This window comes from Marivirga sp. (genome assembly GCF_024636815.1).
In the GTDB taxonomy this organism is placed as follows: domain Bacteria; phylum Bacteroidota; class Bacteroidia; order Cytophagales; family Cyclobacteriaceae; genus Marivirga.
The window spans coordinates 1-19,643 of record NZ_JAGXGF010000111.1 but is presented as its reverse complement, the minus strand read 5'-3'; the positions used below and the strand labels follow the sequence as shown (position 1 = coordinate 19,643).

10 protein-coding genes are annotated in these 19,643 nt (G+C 32.4%); all 10 read left to right on the top strand.

Going from position 1 to position 19,643, the window contains the following annotated elements:
• Positions 1-2,855: VCBS repeat-containing protein (locus Q0L29_RS08735; protein WP_296620886.1), on the top strand; the 2,855-nt coding region annotated here is incomplete at its 5' end.
• Positions 2,856-2,932: 77 nt separating this feature from the next.
• Positions 2,933-5,617 (top strand): carboxypeptidase-like regulatory domain-containing protein, encoded by a 2,685-nt coding sequence (locus tag Q0L29_RS08730; RefSeq protein WP_296620884.1) that lies wholly within the window; start codon positions 2,933-2,935, stop codon positions 5,615-5,617.
• 13 nt (positions 5,618-5,630) lie between these two features.
• Positions 5,631-6,662: a DUF4249 domain-containing protein gene (locus tag Q0L29_RS08725; RefSeq protein WP_296620882.1), complete on the top strand. Its 1,032-nt coding sequence runs from the start codon at positions 5,631-5,633 to the stop codon at positions 6,660-6,662.
• A gap of 12 nt (positions 6,663-6,674) precedes the next feature.
• Complete coding sequence (locus tag Q0L29_RS08720) at positions 6,675-7,874, top strand: hypothetical protein (protein ID WP_296620880.1); 1,200 nt, start codon at positions 6,675-6,677, stop codon at positions 7,872-7,874.
• 543 nt (positions 7,875-8,417) lie between these two features.
• Entirely contained in the window at positions 8,418-11,411 is a 2,994-nt protein-coding gene (locus tag Q0L29_RS08715; RefSeq protein ID WP_296620878.1) for a TonB-dependent receptor, read from the top strand.
• 11 nt (positions 11,412-11,422) lie between these two features.
• Positions 11,423-12,847: a RagB/SusD family nutrient uptake outer membrane protein gene (locus tag Q0L29_RS08710; RefSeq protein WP_296620876.1), complete on the top strand. Its 1,425-nt coding sequence runs from the start codon at positions 11,423-11,425 to the stop codon at positions 12,845-12,847.
• 12 nt (positions 12,848-12,859) lie between these two features.
• A complete protein-coding gene (locus Q0L29_RS08705) occupies positions 12,860-13,639 on the top strand; it encodes a hypothetical protein (protein WP_296620875.1) in 780 nt (259 codons plus the stop codon).
• A gap of 65 nt (positions 13,640-13,704) precedes the next feature.
• Positions 13,705-15,366 (top strand): aryl-sulfate sulfotransferase, encoded by a 1,662-nt coding sequence (locus Q0L29_RS08700; RefSeq protein ID WP_296620874.1) that lies wholly within the window; start codon positions 13,705-13,707, stop codon positions 15,364-15,366.
• A gap of 2 nt (positions 15,367-15,368) precedes the next feature.
• A complete protein-coding gene (locus tag Q0L29_RS08695) occupies positions 15,369-18,746 on the top strand; it encodes a S8 family serine peptidase (RefSeq protein ID WP_296620873.1) in 3,378 nt (1,125 codons plus the stop codon).
• Positions 18,739-19,425 (top strand): hypothetical protein, encoded by a 687-nt coding sequence (locus Q0L29_RS08690; RefSeq protein WP_296620871.1) that lies wholly within the window; start codon positions 18,739-18,741, stop codon positions 19,423-19,425. Before Q0L29_RS08695 ends, Q0L29_RS08690 begins: the two co-directional genes overlap by 8 nt.
• The last annotated feature ends 218 nt before the right edge of the window (positions 19,426-19,643 follow it).

Genomic DNA, 19,643 nt, shown 5'->3' with positions numbered 1-19,643 from the left:
GTACTGGAATTAGCAATGATAGATTATTTCTTAATACTGGAGGTAAATTTACCGAAATTACAAAATCAGCAAATATTATAAAAGAAGGGTATGGTCTTGGGGTTGCTATAATTGATATAAATGAAGATGGTTTAAGCGATATATATGTTTCTAATGATTATTATTATGATGATTATTTATATATAAATAATGGTGATAGTACTTTCACAGAATCCTCTAGCCAGTATTTTAAACACTTTAGTAATTTCGCTATGGGTAATGATGCAGCTGATTTTAATAATGATGGTCTTCCAGATTTATTAGTATTGGATATGCTTCCCCCAGATAATTATAGAAGAAAAAAATTGGTAGGTCCTGTAGGCTTGGATCTTTACAATGCCACTCTTCAACTTGGCTTTCAGAAACAATTCATGCGTAACACCCTTCAATTGAATAATGGAAAAGGATATTTTAGCGAAATAGGTCAATTGGCAGGAATTCATTCCACTGATTGGAGCTGGTCTGGGTTGTTTGCTGATTTTGATAATGATGGAAAGAAAGATATTTATATCACAAACGGCTTCAAAAGAGATATGACGGATAGAGATTTTATCTTATACAAAGCCATACAGGAAAGAAAATATGGGGATGAATCAAAAAGTAATATATTAAAAGTACTACATGAAATGGAAAGTGCTAAGATTTCTAATTTCATGTTCCATAACAAAGGGAATCTAGCCTTTAACAATAACACTAATGATTGGGGATTAGAAATTCCATCTCTTTCTAATGGAGCTGCTTATGCTGACTTGAACAATGATGGTTTTTTAGATATTGTTGTGAATAATATTGATGATGAAGCATTTGTTTTTAAAAATAATGGAGCAAAATTGACCAATCATAATTATTTAAAAGTAAAATTAGAAGGTAATCAAGCTAGTTTATCTGGTGCGCAGATTTTTGTGTATCATCAAGATTCAATTCAAATGCAATCCTTCTATCAACAGAGAGGATTTCAATCTTCAGTTTCCCCTATTTTAAATTTTGGTTTAGGAAACGTCAGTTCTGTGGATTCCATTAAAGTTAAATGGAATAGTAAGGAGGAGGCAATCATAAAAAATGTAGCACCTAACTCTTTACTTAAGATATCTTATTCAGGCTCTAAGAAAGAGAAAATAAATGAAGCTGATGGAGAATCTCTTAAACCTTTATTTGAAAGAGATTACTCTACAGGAGTAAAACATTTAACCAAAGATTATGATTTACCCGATTTTAAAAGAGAACCATTAATGCCACATAGGTATTCTAAAAATGGACCAGGAATTGCAGTTGGTGATGTTAATAATGATGGGTTTGAAGACTTTTATGTTGCTGGTTCATCGGGAGAAAACGGTTATTTGTTTACTGCTAATGCTAATGGTGAATTTAGTGGTGAAATCATAGATACAACTTTATATTACATGGAAGAAATGACTCCATTATTATTTGATGCTAATAATGACGGTTTCTTAGATCTTTATATTTCAAGTGGTGGGAATGATGTTCCCAAACCCAGTCAATATTATTATGATCAATTCTTTTTAAATGATGGTTCTGGCAAATTCATTAAAAGAAATGACCTTATTCCTCAGAATCCAATCAGTAGTTCTAAGGTAGCAGCTGCTGATATTGATAATGATGGAGATCTTGATCTTCTGATGACTGGCCGTGTTTTTCCAGGTAAGTTTCCTTTACCTACCAATAGCTACATATATCGTAATAATTCAGGAAAATTTGAGGATGTTACCAGTAGTGTTTTGCCTGAATTAAAACAGTATGGTATGATAACCGATGCATTATTTACCGATTTTGATAATGACGGCATGATGGATATTATCATGGTTGGAGAATGGACTGATATTGCTTTTTTTAAGAACAATGGAGATACTTTTTCTAAGTTGAAGATAAATAATTTAGAAAATAGGAACGGATGGTGGAACAGCATTGCGGCAGGTGATTTTGATAATGATGGAGATGTAGATTACATATTTGGAAATCTAGGGTTAAATAATCCTCATAATGCTTCTACTGAAACGCCATTAAGTCTTTATACCAAGGATTATGATAAAAATGACAAAATAGATCCTATACTAACGTATTATAATGATGGTGTGGAACATACCGTTGCAAGTCGAGACATGTTAATTGACCAAATGTCATTTTTGAGACCAAGATTTCCGAGATACCAGAAATTTGCAGAATCATCATTTGAAGAAGTTCTGACAGAAGAAGAACGCAAAGGCACTTATAAGCTTAAAGTAAATGATTTTGCTAGTTTGCACCTGATCAATCAAGGAAATGGTGATTTTATAATTAATGAGTTGCCAGTAAGGGTTCAAATTGCACCGATTTTCGGAATGGATGCTATAGACGTTAATGACGATGGGCTTTTAGATATAATTGGGGTCGGGAACTCTTTTTCGACCGAAGTAACTACTGGCCCCTATGATGCTCTTAATGGTTTTGTTTTAATCAATAAAGGTGAAAATCAATTTAAATTTTTGAATCATACTGCTTCGGGATTTTATGTACCTGGTGATGGAAAAGCAATAGCCTCTCTACCTTTTGAGGATAAGTTGTTAGTAATCAGTACTCAAAATTCTGATAGTTTATTAATTCACTCTAAAAAAATACCAGGCACAAAACAAATTCCTAAAGATGCAAAGTTGCTACAAATTTATCTCAAAAGTGGGAAAATTAGAAGACAAGAGGTTTATCACGGAAGTAGCTATCTTTCATCTTCAAGTAATGCTGTGATATTAAATGAGGAAATTGAAAAAATAGTGGTTACAAATTATAAGGGGGAGGACCAGACCGTTTATAAAAGAAATGAGTGATTTTTAATTAAATAACACCTTTTTTATTTACTTAAACCTTATTTTTAAGACTCAACAACTATCGACCAAATTAATAGATGAAGAAAACTCTTATTACAGGGATTTTTAATATTTTCCTGATATTCAACAGTTTGTCTCAAATAGACAGCACATTTTCTAAGTCATATAATAATAAGCCGTTATCTGAGGTTATTTTCGATATCGAAAAGCATTTTAATATTGATATCGTCAATAGAGAAATTCCGATTAATCAATTAGAATTAAGTCGCACTTTTAAAAATGCCACAGCTGGTCAGGTTCTTAGATCCATAATTGATGGAACGGGCTATTTTTTCATGGAGCTTAATGAGAAGGTGTATTTATTTGAAACGAGTCTTTATAGCAGAGATATATTAGATTTAGTCCACGCTAACTACACCAATACTGAGTTCAAATTACTTAGAAATCGATCCGGTAAAATTAGCTCTGTTGAAGAGGGAAAGAAGAAAGTTATTATTTCAGGTAAGATATTGCAATCCTCTGATGATCAGCCTATACAGGGTGTTACAATAAAAAATATATCCTATAGTGATGGTACAATCTCTGGTTTGGATGGAGAATTTAAAATTGAAGGATTTTTAGGGGAAAATAATTTACTTATAAATAGTTATGGCTACACATCAGAAAATTTAAATTTGAATTTAAATACAGATACTGTTCTTACAATATATCTTAATTCAGACGTAATTACTTTTGATGAGGTAGTGGTTACGGGTAATAATGCGCAAGAAAAGGTTGACAGGCCACAGGGCGGACTAGAGAAAATATCAATTAGGCAAATTAAAGAATTACCCACATTTTTGGGAGAAGTAGATGTAGTAAGAAGTATTATTTCTTTACCAGGGGTAAATACTGTAGGTGAAGGATCAAGTGGTTTTAATGTGAGAGGTGGAAATGTAGATGAAAATCTTATTCTTTTCGATAGGATTCCAATTTTTAATTCTTCTCATTTATTTGGGTTCTTTTCAATTTTTAATTCTGAATCAATCGAGTCATTTGACTTACATAAAGGAGGTTTTTCTGCTAGATATGGCGGTAGATCTTCCTCAGTGTTGGATGTAGAAGGAAGGAAAGGATCATTTTCAGAAAAATCTTTAAGCGGTTCTCTTGGCTTGATTTCCACAAAAGTTTCTTTAGATGGACCTTTAATTAAAGATAAATTAGCGGCTAGGGTAAATTTTAGAAGAGCTTATACTTCATTGATTAAAACATTTGTCAATAATCCGGAAATAGAAAATAAAGAGGCAGGCTTTTATGATTTAAATATCAAATTGGATGCTAAATTAGAAAATTCTTCTTTATCATTTAGTGGGTTATTGAGTGGTGATACCTATCAGTTTTTGGAAGACACAACCTCTAATGTAAAGAACACAGGAGCATCCCTCATTTATAGAAATTTTAGCCTGAATAAGCTGTCTTTTCTTTTAAAATCTTCCTATTCTAAGTATAGCAATGGAATAAGGAATGATGACAGTAGAATTGGCTTTGATTATGAATCATATATTGAACATACTGATTTAAGTGCGGAAGTAATTTATGATATTTCAAATTCCAGCTATTTGGAAGTTGGTGTTCAATCCATTTTATACCGTTTGAATTTGGGTGAATTAGTTCCCAATACACCAGGTGCTTTTAACAAATCTTTTGCAGGCAGAGAAAGAGCTCTTCATAATAGTGCCTTTATTGACTATGGAGGTAAGTTGTTTGAAAGGCTTAATTATAGTCTTGGGCTTCGTTATAATTATTTCTTAAATATTGGACCAGCTACAATTTATAATTATCAGGAAAATGAACTTCCTTATAAAAATATTAATGATTCAACTATTATCTCTGGGAATTCTGCCTATAATACCTACTCTGGTCTTGAACCTAGAGTAAGTCTAAGTTATTCTATTAATAAAAGCAGCAGTATTAAGTTTGGTTATAATTTAACAAACCAATATATAAATCTCATCTCTAATTCGGTTGCAATATCACCAGTTTCATATTGGAAATTGAGCGATTCTTATATAAAACCAAGAGTTACTAATCAAGTGAGTTTGGGATATTTCTTAAATCAAGAAAAATTTAGTTTTCAGGTTGAGCCCTTTTATAAATGGCAATCTAATTTATTAGAATATAGTGCCGGAAGTCAGGTGTTTATCAATGAAAATTTGGAAAGAGATTTATTACTTGCCGAAGGATATTCATATGGCTCTGAGTTTAAATTGGAAAAATCAGGAAGGTTTAATGGTTGGTTAAGCTATACATACAGTAGAACATTAAGAAGGATTTTGAGTAATGTTAATGAGTCGATTGCAGGAGAGATATTTCCAGCAAATTTCGATTCCCCTCATAATTTCAATGCTGTGGTTAATTACAAAGTTTCTAAAAGGGTCAGTGTATCTTCTAATTTTCAATTCAGATCTGGTCGTCCTTTCACTATTCCAGAATCTATTTTTGAATATCAAGGTAATGTTTATGCCAATTTTTCTAAGAGAAACGATGGTCGAATTCCAAATTATCACAGGCTGGATTTATCGATGACTTTAAAATCTAATCTTAAAAAGACAAGTAAAATTAAAGGCGAGTGGAATTTTAGCCTTTATAACGTTTATGGCAGGAAAAATCCATTTACGATTTTTTACGGAACTGTTGGGAATGGTAGGTTACCGCAGGCTTATAAACTATCTGTTCTTGGAGGTGTGTTTCCTTCAGTAAGTTATAATTTCACACTCAAATAAAGGGGACAAAAAAATGATGAATAATTTCAGTAAACTTTCTTCTCTAAATAGAAATTTGAAAGGCATAGCTTTTTTGATTATTCTATTTTCATGTGTGAGTGCTTGTATCGATCCCATATTTTTTGAAACTAATAATTCTGACCCTCTTTTGGTCGTAGATGGCCAGCTGATTACTGGCGTTAATAATGGTGAGGTTAAGTTATTTACATCTACCAAATATGTTTCTGACCCCAATGATTTTACTGCACCCAGAATGGTTTCAGATGCTTCTGTATATGTTAATGATGTTCTTAGCGGTAAAAGATCACAACTTAAATTTAATACTGATCATTATGAATTGGATGATGAAAGTTTTGAGGTTGTAGTTGGTGGGGAATACTTTTTGGAAATCATTTGGAATGATCAAACCTATCGTTCTCAAAAGGAGAGGATCGTTGAGGCTCCTAAAATTGATTCAATATATTATAATTATAAATCAGTGGATAAAACTATAGATGTTTATGTAGATGCTAGGACTGATGTGGAGAGTTTAGTACAATGGAAATGGAGTGGGGCATATCAGGTAATCTCTTTTTTACCCAGCGAACCTGATACTTTTACATGTTGCACGCGCTGTTATGTAGAGGTAACTGGAAAAGAATTGAATATTGTAGAAAGAAATATTGATATTCAACAAAGTATAAAGGAGGTGTTAATTACCACTTTAAAAGTAGATATGCCTACAGAATTTCTTATTAATCTTCAACAGTTAAGCCTTACCCAAGAGGCACATGAATATTTGAATTTATTAAAAATACAGAAAAGCAGTGGAAATAGTTTGTTTGATCCACCTCCGTTTGAAATCAATGGAAATCTAGTCAATGTCGATAATCCAAATGAAAAAGTACTAGGGTATTTTTTTGCATCAGATCAAGATACTAAATCTATAAAAATTGATAGGAGAGAGTTTTTTATTGCTACCCCTAATTATAGAAGTTTTGTTGGTGACTGCCGAGATATAATTCGTGCAGATACAATCATCCCTCCTAATTGGAGTGGGAATTAAAAATATATAGTCATGAGAATATCAAAGACATTGATCCTTTTAGTTTTTTTAACTTTAAATCTACAGGCTATATGTAAAGATTTAAAGCTAATTCTAATATCTAAGCAGGATGTATATATTGCAGGAAGTACTGTTGACTTTAAGATTGAAGGTAGAAATACAGAGATTAATTCAAATATTTATCTTGAAATTTTAGATGCTAAAAATAACAAAATACAGACTGAAATATATAAAATAGGTGAAATTCCATATCAAAATGAAATTAAATTATCATCCCATCTAGTAAGTGGTGATTATTTGTTGAATTCATTTAATTTGGCTAAAAATGAAGTTGTTTCCAGTGAAGCTATAACCGTAATTAATTTAGGAAATTTCAGCCAGAGCAACACTAAGAATTCTAAAGAGTTAAATCATAAAATAAGCACTGTAAATAAAACTGATAACTTCAGTTTTGAAAATAATATAAGAGGTATCATAAATAAGGAGGGCAAACCTCAAAAGAACATCTCTATTTTTTTACAGTGCAATGGTGAGGATAATCTGTTTCGAATTAGTGAAACTGATGATAATGGGGTTTTTGAATTTAATCCTATTATATATGGAGCCAATGAAGTCTACATTGATCAACTTGATGGAGTTCATTCAAAAATATCAATAGAGATTATTAATAATGATTACCTTGATCTCTTACATTTAAATGAGTCAACACCTTTACCATATTATTCTAAAGAACTTAAAAATATAGATTCGACTTCCTTTAAAGAGTTAGTGAAACAGCATGCTAATAATTTAAAGGGTAAACAGAGTCCTGATAAATCAAGTAATGATTTGATATTTGATGAATCAATTGATGCATCTGATTATTTCACATTAGGCAGTACCGCAGAGTTCATATCAGAATTACTACGATATAAAAAAATTAAGACTAAGAAAAACGATACGAGATTATATCTTTTAAATAAATATTCAAGTAGTTATTACAAAAGCGAGCCCTTGTATTTAATTGATGGATTTATTGTTCCAGATATTGAGACAATATTAAGTATTGAAATTGAAAATTTAAAAAGTATTGATGTTAGCTATTCTTCACAGGATAATCTTCAGTTTTTTGGAGAACTTGCATTTTATGGTGTGGTGCAACTGAATACCAAAGATGATAGTTTTAAACCTAAAAGTGGGATTTTAATATCCTTTAAGGGATTTAATAAGTAAAGGTTTTTTTCTTAGTTCAGAATTCTTTTTTTGAGAGCTTAATCACTTTAATGAAGTCCCAAAATTTCAGTAATTAAAAGCATTTATTCATTTTTCGAAGTTTAATTCTTCAACCTTTCTGTTTTTATTTTCACTCCGCTATCCTCTAGAAGATAAAAATTAAATATTATTTAGTACGCAGGCATATTGTGTCTTAATAATTTCCGCATACAATATGAGTTAATTGTTAATTATTTATTATGAAAATGAATTGTTTGCTAATTGTTGTACAATTATACAGGTTTATTAAAATACATTCCAGCAATTTATTAGTTATAGTAAATATTAGAATAATTCAAATAATACTTTTTGTAATTGTACTAAATACCGACTAATAAATTCGTATAAGGGCCTTTTAATATACATAAGAATATAAAACATAAGTTTTAGTAACTTTTGTTTTGAATTTTTTTTTTCTATAAAAATTTATATTTGTTTAGGTATTATAATTGAATGTTATGTATATTTAATCTTTAATTATTGTAAACCTAAATTAAATTAAGTATGAAGAAGATTCTACTAACATGTTTTATGTTGGTGTTTGTGCTATATGCATGGGCACAGGATCGCACCGTAAGCGGTACAGTCACTGACGCAGAGACTGGCGAAGCCTTACCGGGTGTGAATGTTTTATTAAAAGGTACTGGTACCGGTATTACCACGGATTTGGATGGTAATTATAAAATATCTGTCCCTTCTGATGGAGGTACATTGGTATTTACATTTATCGGAATGGAAAAAGTGGAAGTTAACATTGGAGCAAGATCAGTTATTGATGTTCAAATGGAAACTGATGTTGAGCAACTAAGTGAAGTTATTGTTACAGGTTATGGATCTGTAAAAAGAGCGGATCTTACTTCATCAATCTCTACTGTTAGTGGTGAAGACTTACAGTCAATTCCAATTGCAGGTATAGATAACCTATTGCAGGGTAAAAGCCCGGGAGTTCAGGTTATTAACCAAAATGGTGCTCCAGGTGCAAATGCTTATATAAGAGTAAGAGGTGTTGGATCAGTAAATGCATCAAATGAGCCTTTGTTCATTATTGATGGTATCCAACTAACTTCTGTTCAGTATAATGCTATTAACCCTAACGATATTCAGGATATTTCTATCTTGAAAGATGCTGCTGCAACTTCAATATACGGAGCTAGAGCATCTAATGGTGTGGTTTTAGTTACAACTAAAGATGGTTCTAGAACAAAGAAACCTCAAGTAACTTATAAATACCAAATGGGTGCTAAGGAAATGATTCCTAACAACTTTGAAATGATGAACAAAGAAGAGAAGCTTCGTTATGAAGTAGAAGTTGGATTGAGAGACGAAGCAAGTGCTGAGGAATTAAGAAACTCTTTAGCTGCTCCTGATACGGATTGGTTTGATGTTTTACTTAGAAGAGGTTCAGTTCAATCACATGATTTATCTTTCTCTGGTAATGGAGAAAAAAGTAAATACTTCTTTTCATTCGGTACTTATGATGAAGAGGGTATTTCAGTAGGATCAAAATTTAGTAGAATTACAGGTAGAGCGAACACTGAATTTAAGTTAACGGATTTCCTTTCTTTTGGTAATAATTTAACGGTTACTAACTCTACTAATAATCAAACTAGAGATAGAAATAACGTACAAAACCCATTTAGGGCAATTTATGATTATAACCCTTATGAGCCTGAATTTATCTTAGATGAAGAAGGAAACAAAGAGTTAGATGAAAATGGTGATCCAATATACAATCCAACGAGACAAGGTTTTAGTATAGGAGAAGCATTAAGAAAAAACCCTGAAGAAGAGAAATATACTAATGCTATCGGAAATGTTTATTTGTCTGCAGATCCTATTGAAGGCTTAAGAATTAAATCAGTTGCAGGTATCAATTATAGATTGAGAAATAGAGAATATTATATAATGCCGGGATCTATCCTTGATGGATATGTAGGTGACCCTGCTGCTCCTGGTATTAAGACTGATAACAATGATGTTAGAAATCAATTTAACTGGACTAATACTGTTAACTATAATTTCTCTCCTGTTGAAGGCCATATTATAGATGTTTTAGGTGGTACTGAATTAATTACTGCTGACATCAGAACAAGCAGAATTAGTAGTAAAGGTTTTCCTTCTGAAAATTTTACCACTCATGATAATGCATCAGAAGTAACCGCTGGAAATACTACTAGAGACCAATGGGCCTTATGGTCTCAATTTGGTCAGGTTTCATATAACTTAAATGAAAAGTATTTTGCAACGGGTAGTATTAGAAGAGACGGTTCTTCAAGATTTGGTGCCGATCAGAAATATGGTATTTTCTGGGCTACAAGTGCAGGATGGAATATTCACGATGAGTCATTTTTGGATTTTGATTTTCTGAGCCAATTTAAAATAAGAGGTTCTGTAGGTACTTCAGGTAACGTTCCAAACGAATTGTATGCTTCAAGAGGATTCTATGGCTTTGGAAGCTATAATAATACTGTAACAAGAGTACCAACCCAATTAGAAAATAAAGATTTGAAATGGGAAGAGAACTTTAATTACAGTGTTGGTGTAGATTTTGGTGTATTTAATAACAGATTCTCTGGTTCAGTTGATTATTATACAAGAAACACTCGTGATCTATTATTTAACAGACCGGTGTCAAGAACTACTGGATGGACTTCTAGGTTAGAAAACATTGGTGAGATTGTAAACACTGGTATTGAGGTTGAATTAGCTTATGATATTGTTAGATCAAGAGATTTTAATTTCACATTATTAGGATCAGTTGCTACCAATGATAACGAAGTATTAAATCTTGATAACGGAGGAGAGGATATAGTTGATGCCTTTACATTATTGAGCGAGGGATCAAAAGTAAATACATTCTATTTGGTTAGATATGCTGGAGTTAATCCTGCTAATGGTGAAGAGTTATTCTACAATAAAGATGGTGAAATAACTAATAGCTGGAGTGGTGATGATGCAGTGGCATTAGATGGAAAGACTCCTTTACCAACTTACTTTGGTAATTTTGGCTTCAATACTTCATACAAAGGACTTGCTTTAAATGTAAACTTCTATTATCAAGGAGGAAACTATGTATATAACATAGCTTACAATAGTCAGCAATTAGCTAACGGTAATAATGCTGCAAGAAGCAATCAGAGAGTTGACGCTTTCAATTACTGGAAAGAACCAGGTGATGTTGATGTACTTCCAAGACCAGGTGTAGATGTACCAACTTTCACATCTGACAGATATTTGCAAAGAGCAGATTTTATCAGATTAAGAAATGTTAACTTGAGTTACAGCTTACCAAAATCTATTTTGGATAAAATTAAACTTCAAGGGATTCAGGTATTTGTTCAAGGAACTAACTTATGGACATTTAATCCTTTCTTTGACGGTGATCCAGAAGTTGGTAGAGGTTCTGCAGAAAGTGGTTTAACTCAATTAGGTGAAGTAACTTTATACACTTTCCCAAATACAAGAGGTGCAACTGCAGGTTTAAATATTACCTTTTAAATAAAAATAAAATGAGAAAGATAATTTATATAATAGGTTTATTTTCAGCTTTCACTTTCACAGCATGTGATGAGGAATTGAATTTAGAACCATTTGATGCTTTAGATACATCTACAGCTTTTAATACAAATAGCGACTTTAATCAGGCAATGCGTGGTGTATACCGATCATTGTTAGATGGTAATTATTACGGTGGGGAATTTTATTTACTTCCCGATGTTATTTCTGACAATTTAATACTTAGCTCAGAAGGTAGAACTTCATACTCTGGATATTATTTATTTCAGCAAAATGGAGAGTTAGCTTGGTTAGGTTTTTTTAATGCTGCCTACTCAACTATCTTAAGAACAAACTATATTATTGAAAATATAGATAATTTGGAAGATGGTGAGTTTAAGAATAATATTCTTGGACAAGCTTTAGCAATTAGATCAATGGCTCACTTTGATCTTGGTAGAGTTTACAGTACACCTCCCCAATTAGCTGGTGGTGGTGATTTAGGAATGGTATATGTAACAGAAACAAATGCCGGAGCTAAACCAGCCAGAATTGGTGTAGCGGAATACTTCGACTTAATTGAAGCTGATTTCACTAGAGCGTTAGGTTTAATCAATGCTGAAAATGGAACAGGGTTTTTAAATAAAGCTGCTGTACATGGTTTAATGGCAAGGTTCTACCTTTATACTGGTCAAGATCAAGACGCTATCAGTTCAGCTGATAACGCAATTTCTGCTGCAGCTACTTCAGTAGCAACTTTTGATGAATTTCCAGATGTATGGGATGATTTAACCGAAGCTGGTGTATTGTTTAAAGCAATAAATACCAATTTAGATCAAGTGAGAATAGGTGTTGTTTACAATCAGGCTGGTCCTGATGGAGTAAGAGACGAATATGTACCTGATTTTGGATTTTTCCAGGAATTTGGAGCTGATGATATCAGGTCTACTTGGTTCGACCAAGGACCCTTCGCAGGTAATACTTATAACCACATCATCAAGTATTTGGAAAGGCCAGGAAGTAATCAGGCGATTGTGGATGCGAAGATTTTGAGAATGGGTGAGGTTTTCCTTACTAAAGCAGAGGCACATGCAAATTTAGATCAGGATGGAGCTGCTTTAACAGCTTTAGATGTAGTTAGATCTGAAAGATATGATGGTTTTGTTTCAGGTGGTGAGGCAGGTAATGCTCTTGATGAAGCGATTGCTTTAGAAAGAAGATTGGAATTAGCTTTTGAAGGGCATAGATTTTTTGACTTAAAAAGAAAAAATCTTCCTATCGAAAGAACAGCAGCAGGAGATGAAGCTGACGGTGGCGGTGTAGTTCCACCTTCAAATGCATTAACTTTACCAGCGAATAGTCCTTTATGGCAAATGCCTATTCCACAGACGGAGTTAAATGCAAATGAGAACATGCAACCGAATCCATCTAACAATTAAAATTTAAAGAAGATGAAAAAATTAATTTATATTTTTATTACATTAATGGTCTTTTCCTTAGGATGTACTGAGGAACGTGATGTGCTTAATGTAGATTTTGACACAAAGGCTCATTTTACTGAGAGTGAAGTGACTTTTAGACCTTTGTTTACTCAAGCGGGTCAAGTTGAAAGAGAATCAGTTGAAGTTACGCTTTTAGGAAGCGCTAGTAGCAGTGCTATTGATTTAAATGTTGCAGTTGATACTGAAGCTTCTACTGCAGTAGAAGGGGTACATTATCAGTTAATTACTGAAAATGTATCAATACCAGCAGGTGAATACTCTGCTCCAATTGCTTTTGATATTTTATTAGATGGTTTTGAATCTTCAGATGATTTGAGATCATTGGTAATTACAATATCAGGTGCGGCAACTGAAGGTGTAGCGGCAAAGAATACCTCAATTGAGATTACTTTAGGCTACAGCTGTATTTCTGATATACCTTTGGGTACATATATCGAATCTGAATCTGGTACTGAAGTGGAGTTGACTCGAAATGAGGATGGTGTTTATGTTCTTTCTAATATGAACTTTAGATTTTACAATCCAGCTTATGGAGATGTCCCTGGATATTTCACGGATACTTGTAATCAATTAGAATTACAAGGCGTTCCAGTAGAGTCAGCATATAATATTGCATGGATCGGTTCAGGAAGTTATAATCCTGAGGATGGAAGTCTATCTTTTACAAGAGCAGATGCTACCTACAATCCTGACTATTTTGTTGAGGATGTGTATTTGCCTAAACAATAATATTTCCTAATCAATTTAAAAAATAGAGGCGTTATTTCGCCTCTATTTTTTTTAATTAAATTAAAATGAATTTCAAATTTCTTTTCTTTTTATCCATTACTGTATTTAGTTATTTTAATATCCTTTCTCAGGATAGAACATTAGGTGTACTTAACATCGATAGCGATCAAGTTTACGATGGCTACACTTTATTAACCTCTCACGAAACAACTGATACTTATTTAATAAATAATTGTGGAGAACAAGTACATAAGTGGACCAGTGACTACTACTATGGCAATACAGTTGAATTATTACCCAATGGAAATTTACTTAGAGCTACTCGATTAAATAGCGAATATTTTATTAATGGTGGCGCAGGTGGCCGCATTGAAGTGCTAGATGATGAGAGTAATATCCTTTGGGAATATGACTATATATCACCTACTTACCGACAACATCATGATGTTGTTTATCTACCAAACGGAAATTTTCTATTTGTAGCTTGGGACAGAAAAGATAGTGCCGAAGCAGTTGCATATGGTCGTAATCCGGATTTAGTACCGGATAATGGTCAAATTTGGAGTGAAAAACTAGTTGAAGTTAGACCTATCGGATCCGATTCAGCAGAAATTGTTTGGGAATGGTACCTTTGGGACCATTTAGTCCAAGAGTTTGACCCCAATAAACCTAATTATGGTGCCATAAGTGAAAATATTGATAGAGTTGATTTAAACTATATACCCAATAGGATAATTAATTCGTGGATTCATATTAATTCAATAGATTATAATGAAGAGCTGGATCAAATATTAGTTGGCTCTCGTTTTTTCAGTGAATTATGGGTTATTGATCACTCTACTACTACTGAGGAGGCCGCTACCGCTGAAGGTGGATTAAGCGGAAAGGGAGGAAGATTGCTTTATCGTTATGGTAATCCTCAAGTCTATTCAGCTAATGGAGATAGAATCCTTTATGGACAGCATAACGCTCAATGGATCAATTCAAATGACGTAACAAATAATATTTTAGTTTTTAATAATGGTTATGAGAAAGAGCCTTCAGTCTCAGCCATTGAATTTATTAATTTCCCTGTAAACGGGTATAATTATGACATTAGCAATAATCAGTTTGATTATTCAACCCCTTACTTATCTTATGAGTCTACCTCTATAGAAGGTTTTAATTTTAGTAGCTTTATTTCTGGAGTACAATTATTACCTAATGGAAATATATTGATCTGTTCTGGACCAAGCGGATCACTAGTAGAGATTTCTCCAGAGGCTGAAGTTTTATGGCATTATTTAAGTCCAATTTCAAATAATGGTATTTTGGAACAAGGAGCTTCATCTGAAACAATAAATAATAGTAGCAGAAGAATTTTTAGAGCTAAAAAATATGATAAGGATTTTGTGGAGTCATCCATATCATTAAATGGAAGCCTTGAACCTATAGAATTGAATTCATCAGAATATGTTTGTCCTAATGTATTATCAAATGATTCAAAAAATATAAATTTCTTGGTCTATCCGAATCCAGCTAATAATTACTTATATGTTGAATTAGATAAAGAATATAATGCCAGTGTTTTGATTTATGATATATCTGGTCGCTTAATGCTTGAATCTGAACTTTTTTCATCAGAAAAACTTTTAAGTATTGATATTAGCTCTTTAGACAAGGGCTTATACAATTTAATAATTAAAGCTGAGGGAAAGTTTCTTAATACATCAATCATTAAAAAATAGGAATGCGTCAAATATTATTAGTTTTTTCATTTCTGATATTTTCGGAATACTCATTTGCTCAGGAATTTAATCCTGAACGATTGAAATCTATTTCAGCACAATATGAACAAAGAATTAAACAAATAAGAAGCAATACTTCAATTGAAGAAAAGCAAAAATATTCAGAAATTATTGAAATAAATGGGGAGAAATCTCATTTGCAATATATTGAAAATGGCATACCCTATTATTATCACGTACATAATCAGCAGGCTCGTGAAACTACAGGGGTTAGCCATATTCAATCAGAAGATGGAATGAATCTTTCCTTATTTGGAGAGGGGATTACAGTAGGAGTTTGGGATGGTGGCCAGGTTAAACAGTCTCACAGAGAGTTTACGCCTGGTAGAGTGGTAAATAAAGAAGGTGCAACTTTTAGTAACCACGCATCGCATGTTAGTGGTACAATCCTGGCAACAGGAGTAAATTCTAACGCTAAAGGAATGGCTCCTCTTTCAAATGGTATAGCCTATACTTTTGATGCTGATATCACTTCTATTGCTAAAGAAGCTTCAGAAGGGCTTCTTATATCTAACCACTCATATGGGTTTGTTTTAGGTTGGAGTTATAATTCTGAAGATGAAAAGTGGGTGTGGTATGGTGGAGATAGTGATACGGATCTAAGGTTTGGACATTATTCTCAGAAAAGCAGAGCTATAGATGAAATCGCTTATAATGCACCTTATTATACATCAGTTTGGTCTGCAGGAAATGACAGATCAGATGTTGGAGATGGGACTAAGTCGCCAGACGGACCTTATATGATAGTAGGACCTAACGCAACAGCAAAAAATAATATAGCTGTTGGTGCGATTACAGGATTTTCAGAGTATAAAGATCAGACTTCTGCAGTTATGAGTAATTTTAGTAGCTGGGGACCCACTGCAGATGGAAGAATTAAACCAGATATCGTAGGTGATGGGGTTGGGCTTTTTTCTGTTGGCTCTGCAAATGATAGTGCCTATACTACATTAAGCGGCACTTCTATGGCAGCACCAAATGTGACAGGGTCTTTAATTTTGGCTCAAGAATATTATAAAAGTATTAAGGATACTTTTATGACTTCCTCTGCATTAAAAGCTTTAGCCATACACACGGCAAGAAAAACAGGTAATAGTATTGGTCCCGATGCTAAATTTGGTTGGGGTGTCTTAAATACCATAGATATATTAAAAATTATCGCTGGTCAAAATAGTTCAGATTCTCTAATGATAGAGGGTAGTTTAGATAGTAATCAAACGCAGATTTATGAGGTTTTTTCGGATGGAGTAAACCCAATTACCGCTACTATGGTTTGGATAGACCCTCCCGGAAATAATGGTAGTCCTGGAAATACTGATAAGATGTTAATTAATGACTTAGACTTAAGGATTTATGATGATTCCGGAGTGCAATATGATTCATGGGAGCTAAACCAAAATAATTTTGATAAAGCCATTGCAGCAGGAAACCATAGGGATAATGTCGAAAAAATTAATCTGCTTTCACCTGAGAATAGAAAATATTTTATAGAAGTTTCTCATAGTGGGACTATACAAAATGGTAATCAAAAATATTCCCTAGTAATAACGGGCAATAAAATGTCATTGGGGACAGCGGATATTTATAATGTTGGTACTGCTGACACTCTTCAAGCTGATTTACAATGGGCTACTCAATCAGGAGGGGAAGCAGTAAATATTCCGGATTTAGCAAAACACACTTTAGTATTCGATAACAACTCAATAATTCAAAATAATAAAGTATTTTATCTTAAAGAGGATTTAAACCTCAAGAATATTATAAATCAAAATGGAGATAATTTTATTGTTGATTTATTGGGAAATACTTTGACTGTTGAAGGTGAAATTGTTTCACCTAATAGTAAGCTTTTATTTAGAAATGGTAATTTGATTTTTGAACAAACCGATATTGAAGAAAAGGAATTTTATAATTTAGATATAGAAGGAACAGATGATTTAATCGTAACATTCAAAAGAGGAAGCTTTGATATAGACAATAATTTATCATTTGGTAGTTTGATTATTGACTCAGCAGAAGTAAATATATTGGATCAAGAATTGATTCTAAATAATTTAACTGTAACAAATAATGCAGTAGTTAATATAACAAACTCTTTCATAAGCTTGTCCGGTTTAGCAGTTCTAGATCTTGCACAAAGTAGTTTTCAAGCTAACAAATGGCAGATATTTAATTCTGAAATGGTTACTAATAATAGTATATTAGAATTAAGCGATACACTTTATATAAATGATGAGCTTCGAGTATCAAGTGAAATCAATACCACTAAAATTGTAAACGGAGGGATCTTAACTATTAATCAAGCTCTAAATAGTGAAATTGTTGAATTGAATCCTAATTCATCAGTTATAATGAATGATTCAGCATACTTTAATATAAATAAATCATGGTCTGTTTCTTCAGAAGCAGGGGGAGAAATTAGTATAATTGGATCTTCAGATATTTCGACCATTACATTAGGTTTTAGAGACAAATTATGTTTTGATTATATAGGTATTACAAACATTGGAATTGCAAGCGAGAGTGTTGTAAACGTAGGACAGAATTCTACCCTATTAAATACAATTAATATTAGTCAAGAGAATTGCGAGGATATTTTATTTGCTAATTTCTCAATCGCGAGTTATTGTACTGAAAAAGTAATAAAAGTCTCTAATAAGTCATCTGGGAAAGATATAATTGAATATGATTGGAACATAGTTGGAGGATATATGTTTAACAATAGTAATCCTGAAGAACCAGAAATTGTATTTAATAGCAATGCAGATGAGTATAGGTTGGAACTCAATATTATTTCAGAATCAGGGGAAGAAATGTTCATCAAAAATATAAGCTTACAAGAAAATGAATTGCGTCCAATTACTATTATCTCTAATAGTTCAGGATTAGTTTCTAGTTTAGCAGGTGATAAGTATGTTTGGTACAGAAACGGAGAACTATTAGAGGAGCATACTAGTCGTACAATTCCTACTCCAGAGCTATCGGGCGTTTATTATGTCGAGTATTTTAAATCTGATAGTTCTTGTTCATCTAGAATTTCGGAACCATTAGAATTACAAATCCTTTCTAATAATGAAGAAGTATTAAAGGATGTATTAATTTATCCAAATCCTGCAAACCAAATTATATTTATAGAGAACTTGAATATTGGTGATCAAATTTATTTATTTGATCATACTGGAAGAATGATTCTAAGGCAAGGAGTTTTATCAGATGAAAAATTTAACTTAGATATTTCAAGTTTTGATGCAGGGATTTATACCTTGAAAGTGAGTAGAAAAAAGTTTTCTAAATATAATAAAATAATAAAAAATGATTAAACTAAAATTAGCCGGAATAGTAACTTTTACCTTATTACAATGCTTCAATATTGGAGCACAATCAATGACGAATTCTTCCAGTAATATAGATGTATATGAAGTCTATTTGTTGTCGAAAAAAACCAATTCTCCAAAACTTGACATTGAAGGAAGTATTTATCTTTTTGATGAATTTAAGAATGGAAATATAACGTTCACTCAGAATAATAACATGGAAAATGTTCCTATTCGTCTTGACTTATTGAATAATGCAATTGAAGTCCAGAAATCTAAAGATATTTTTGTAGTTTCTAATTTAGACAAAGTTGAATCAGTCGAAATCAATAAAAAGAACTATGTAATAAGAGAACTAGAAGGGAAGAAAATCTTTTTTAGTGTAAAGAAATTCGATGAGGTGGAGATATTAACAAGAGAAAATGTTATATTCAGAGAAGGAAGAAAATCTACCAATAGCTATTCTGAAGATGTAATGCCATCCTATGAAAAAGAAAGGGATGCCAAATATATCCGTTTTGGAGACTCTAAATTAATTGAGCTAAAATCAAATAGAAAATTCAAAAATGAATTGAAAGATTCCGATTTAGAAGAGCTTTATAAATACTACAACAAAAAAAATATCAAAATTAGTCGCGAAGATGATTTAAAACAACTTATTGAATACTATAATGTTAATATATAAAGTATAGCCAATCCATGTAGCTTTAAATATTTGAAACTACATTAAGATCAGGTTAATATTTATTTAAAACACTAATAATGAAAATGGAGGGCATTTAAAGCCTTTCATTTTCTTATTTATATCTTAACTTAGAGCCGTGAACCGACTCAAACCTATTTTATATTTATTTGGTGGAGGCTTACTGCTATATTTAGTGAGCTTATTGTTTTCTGATATAT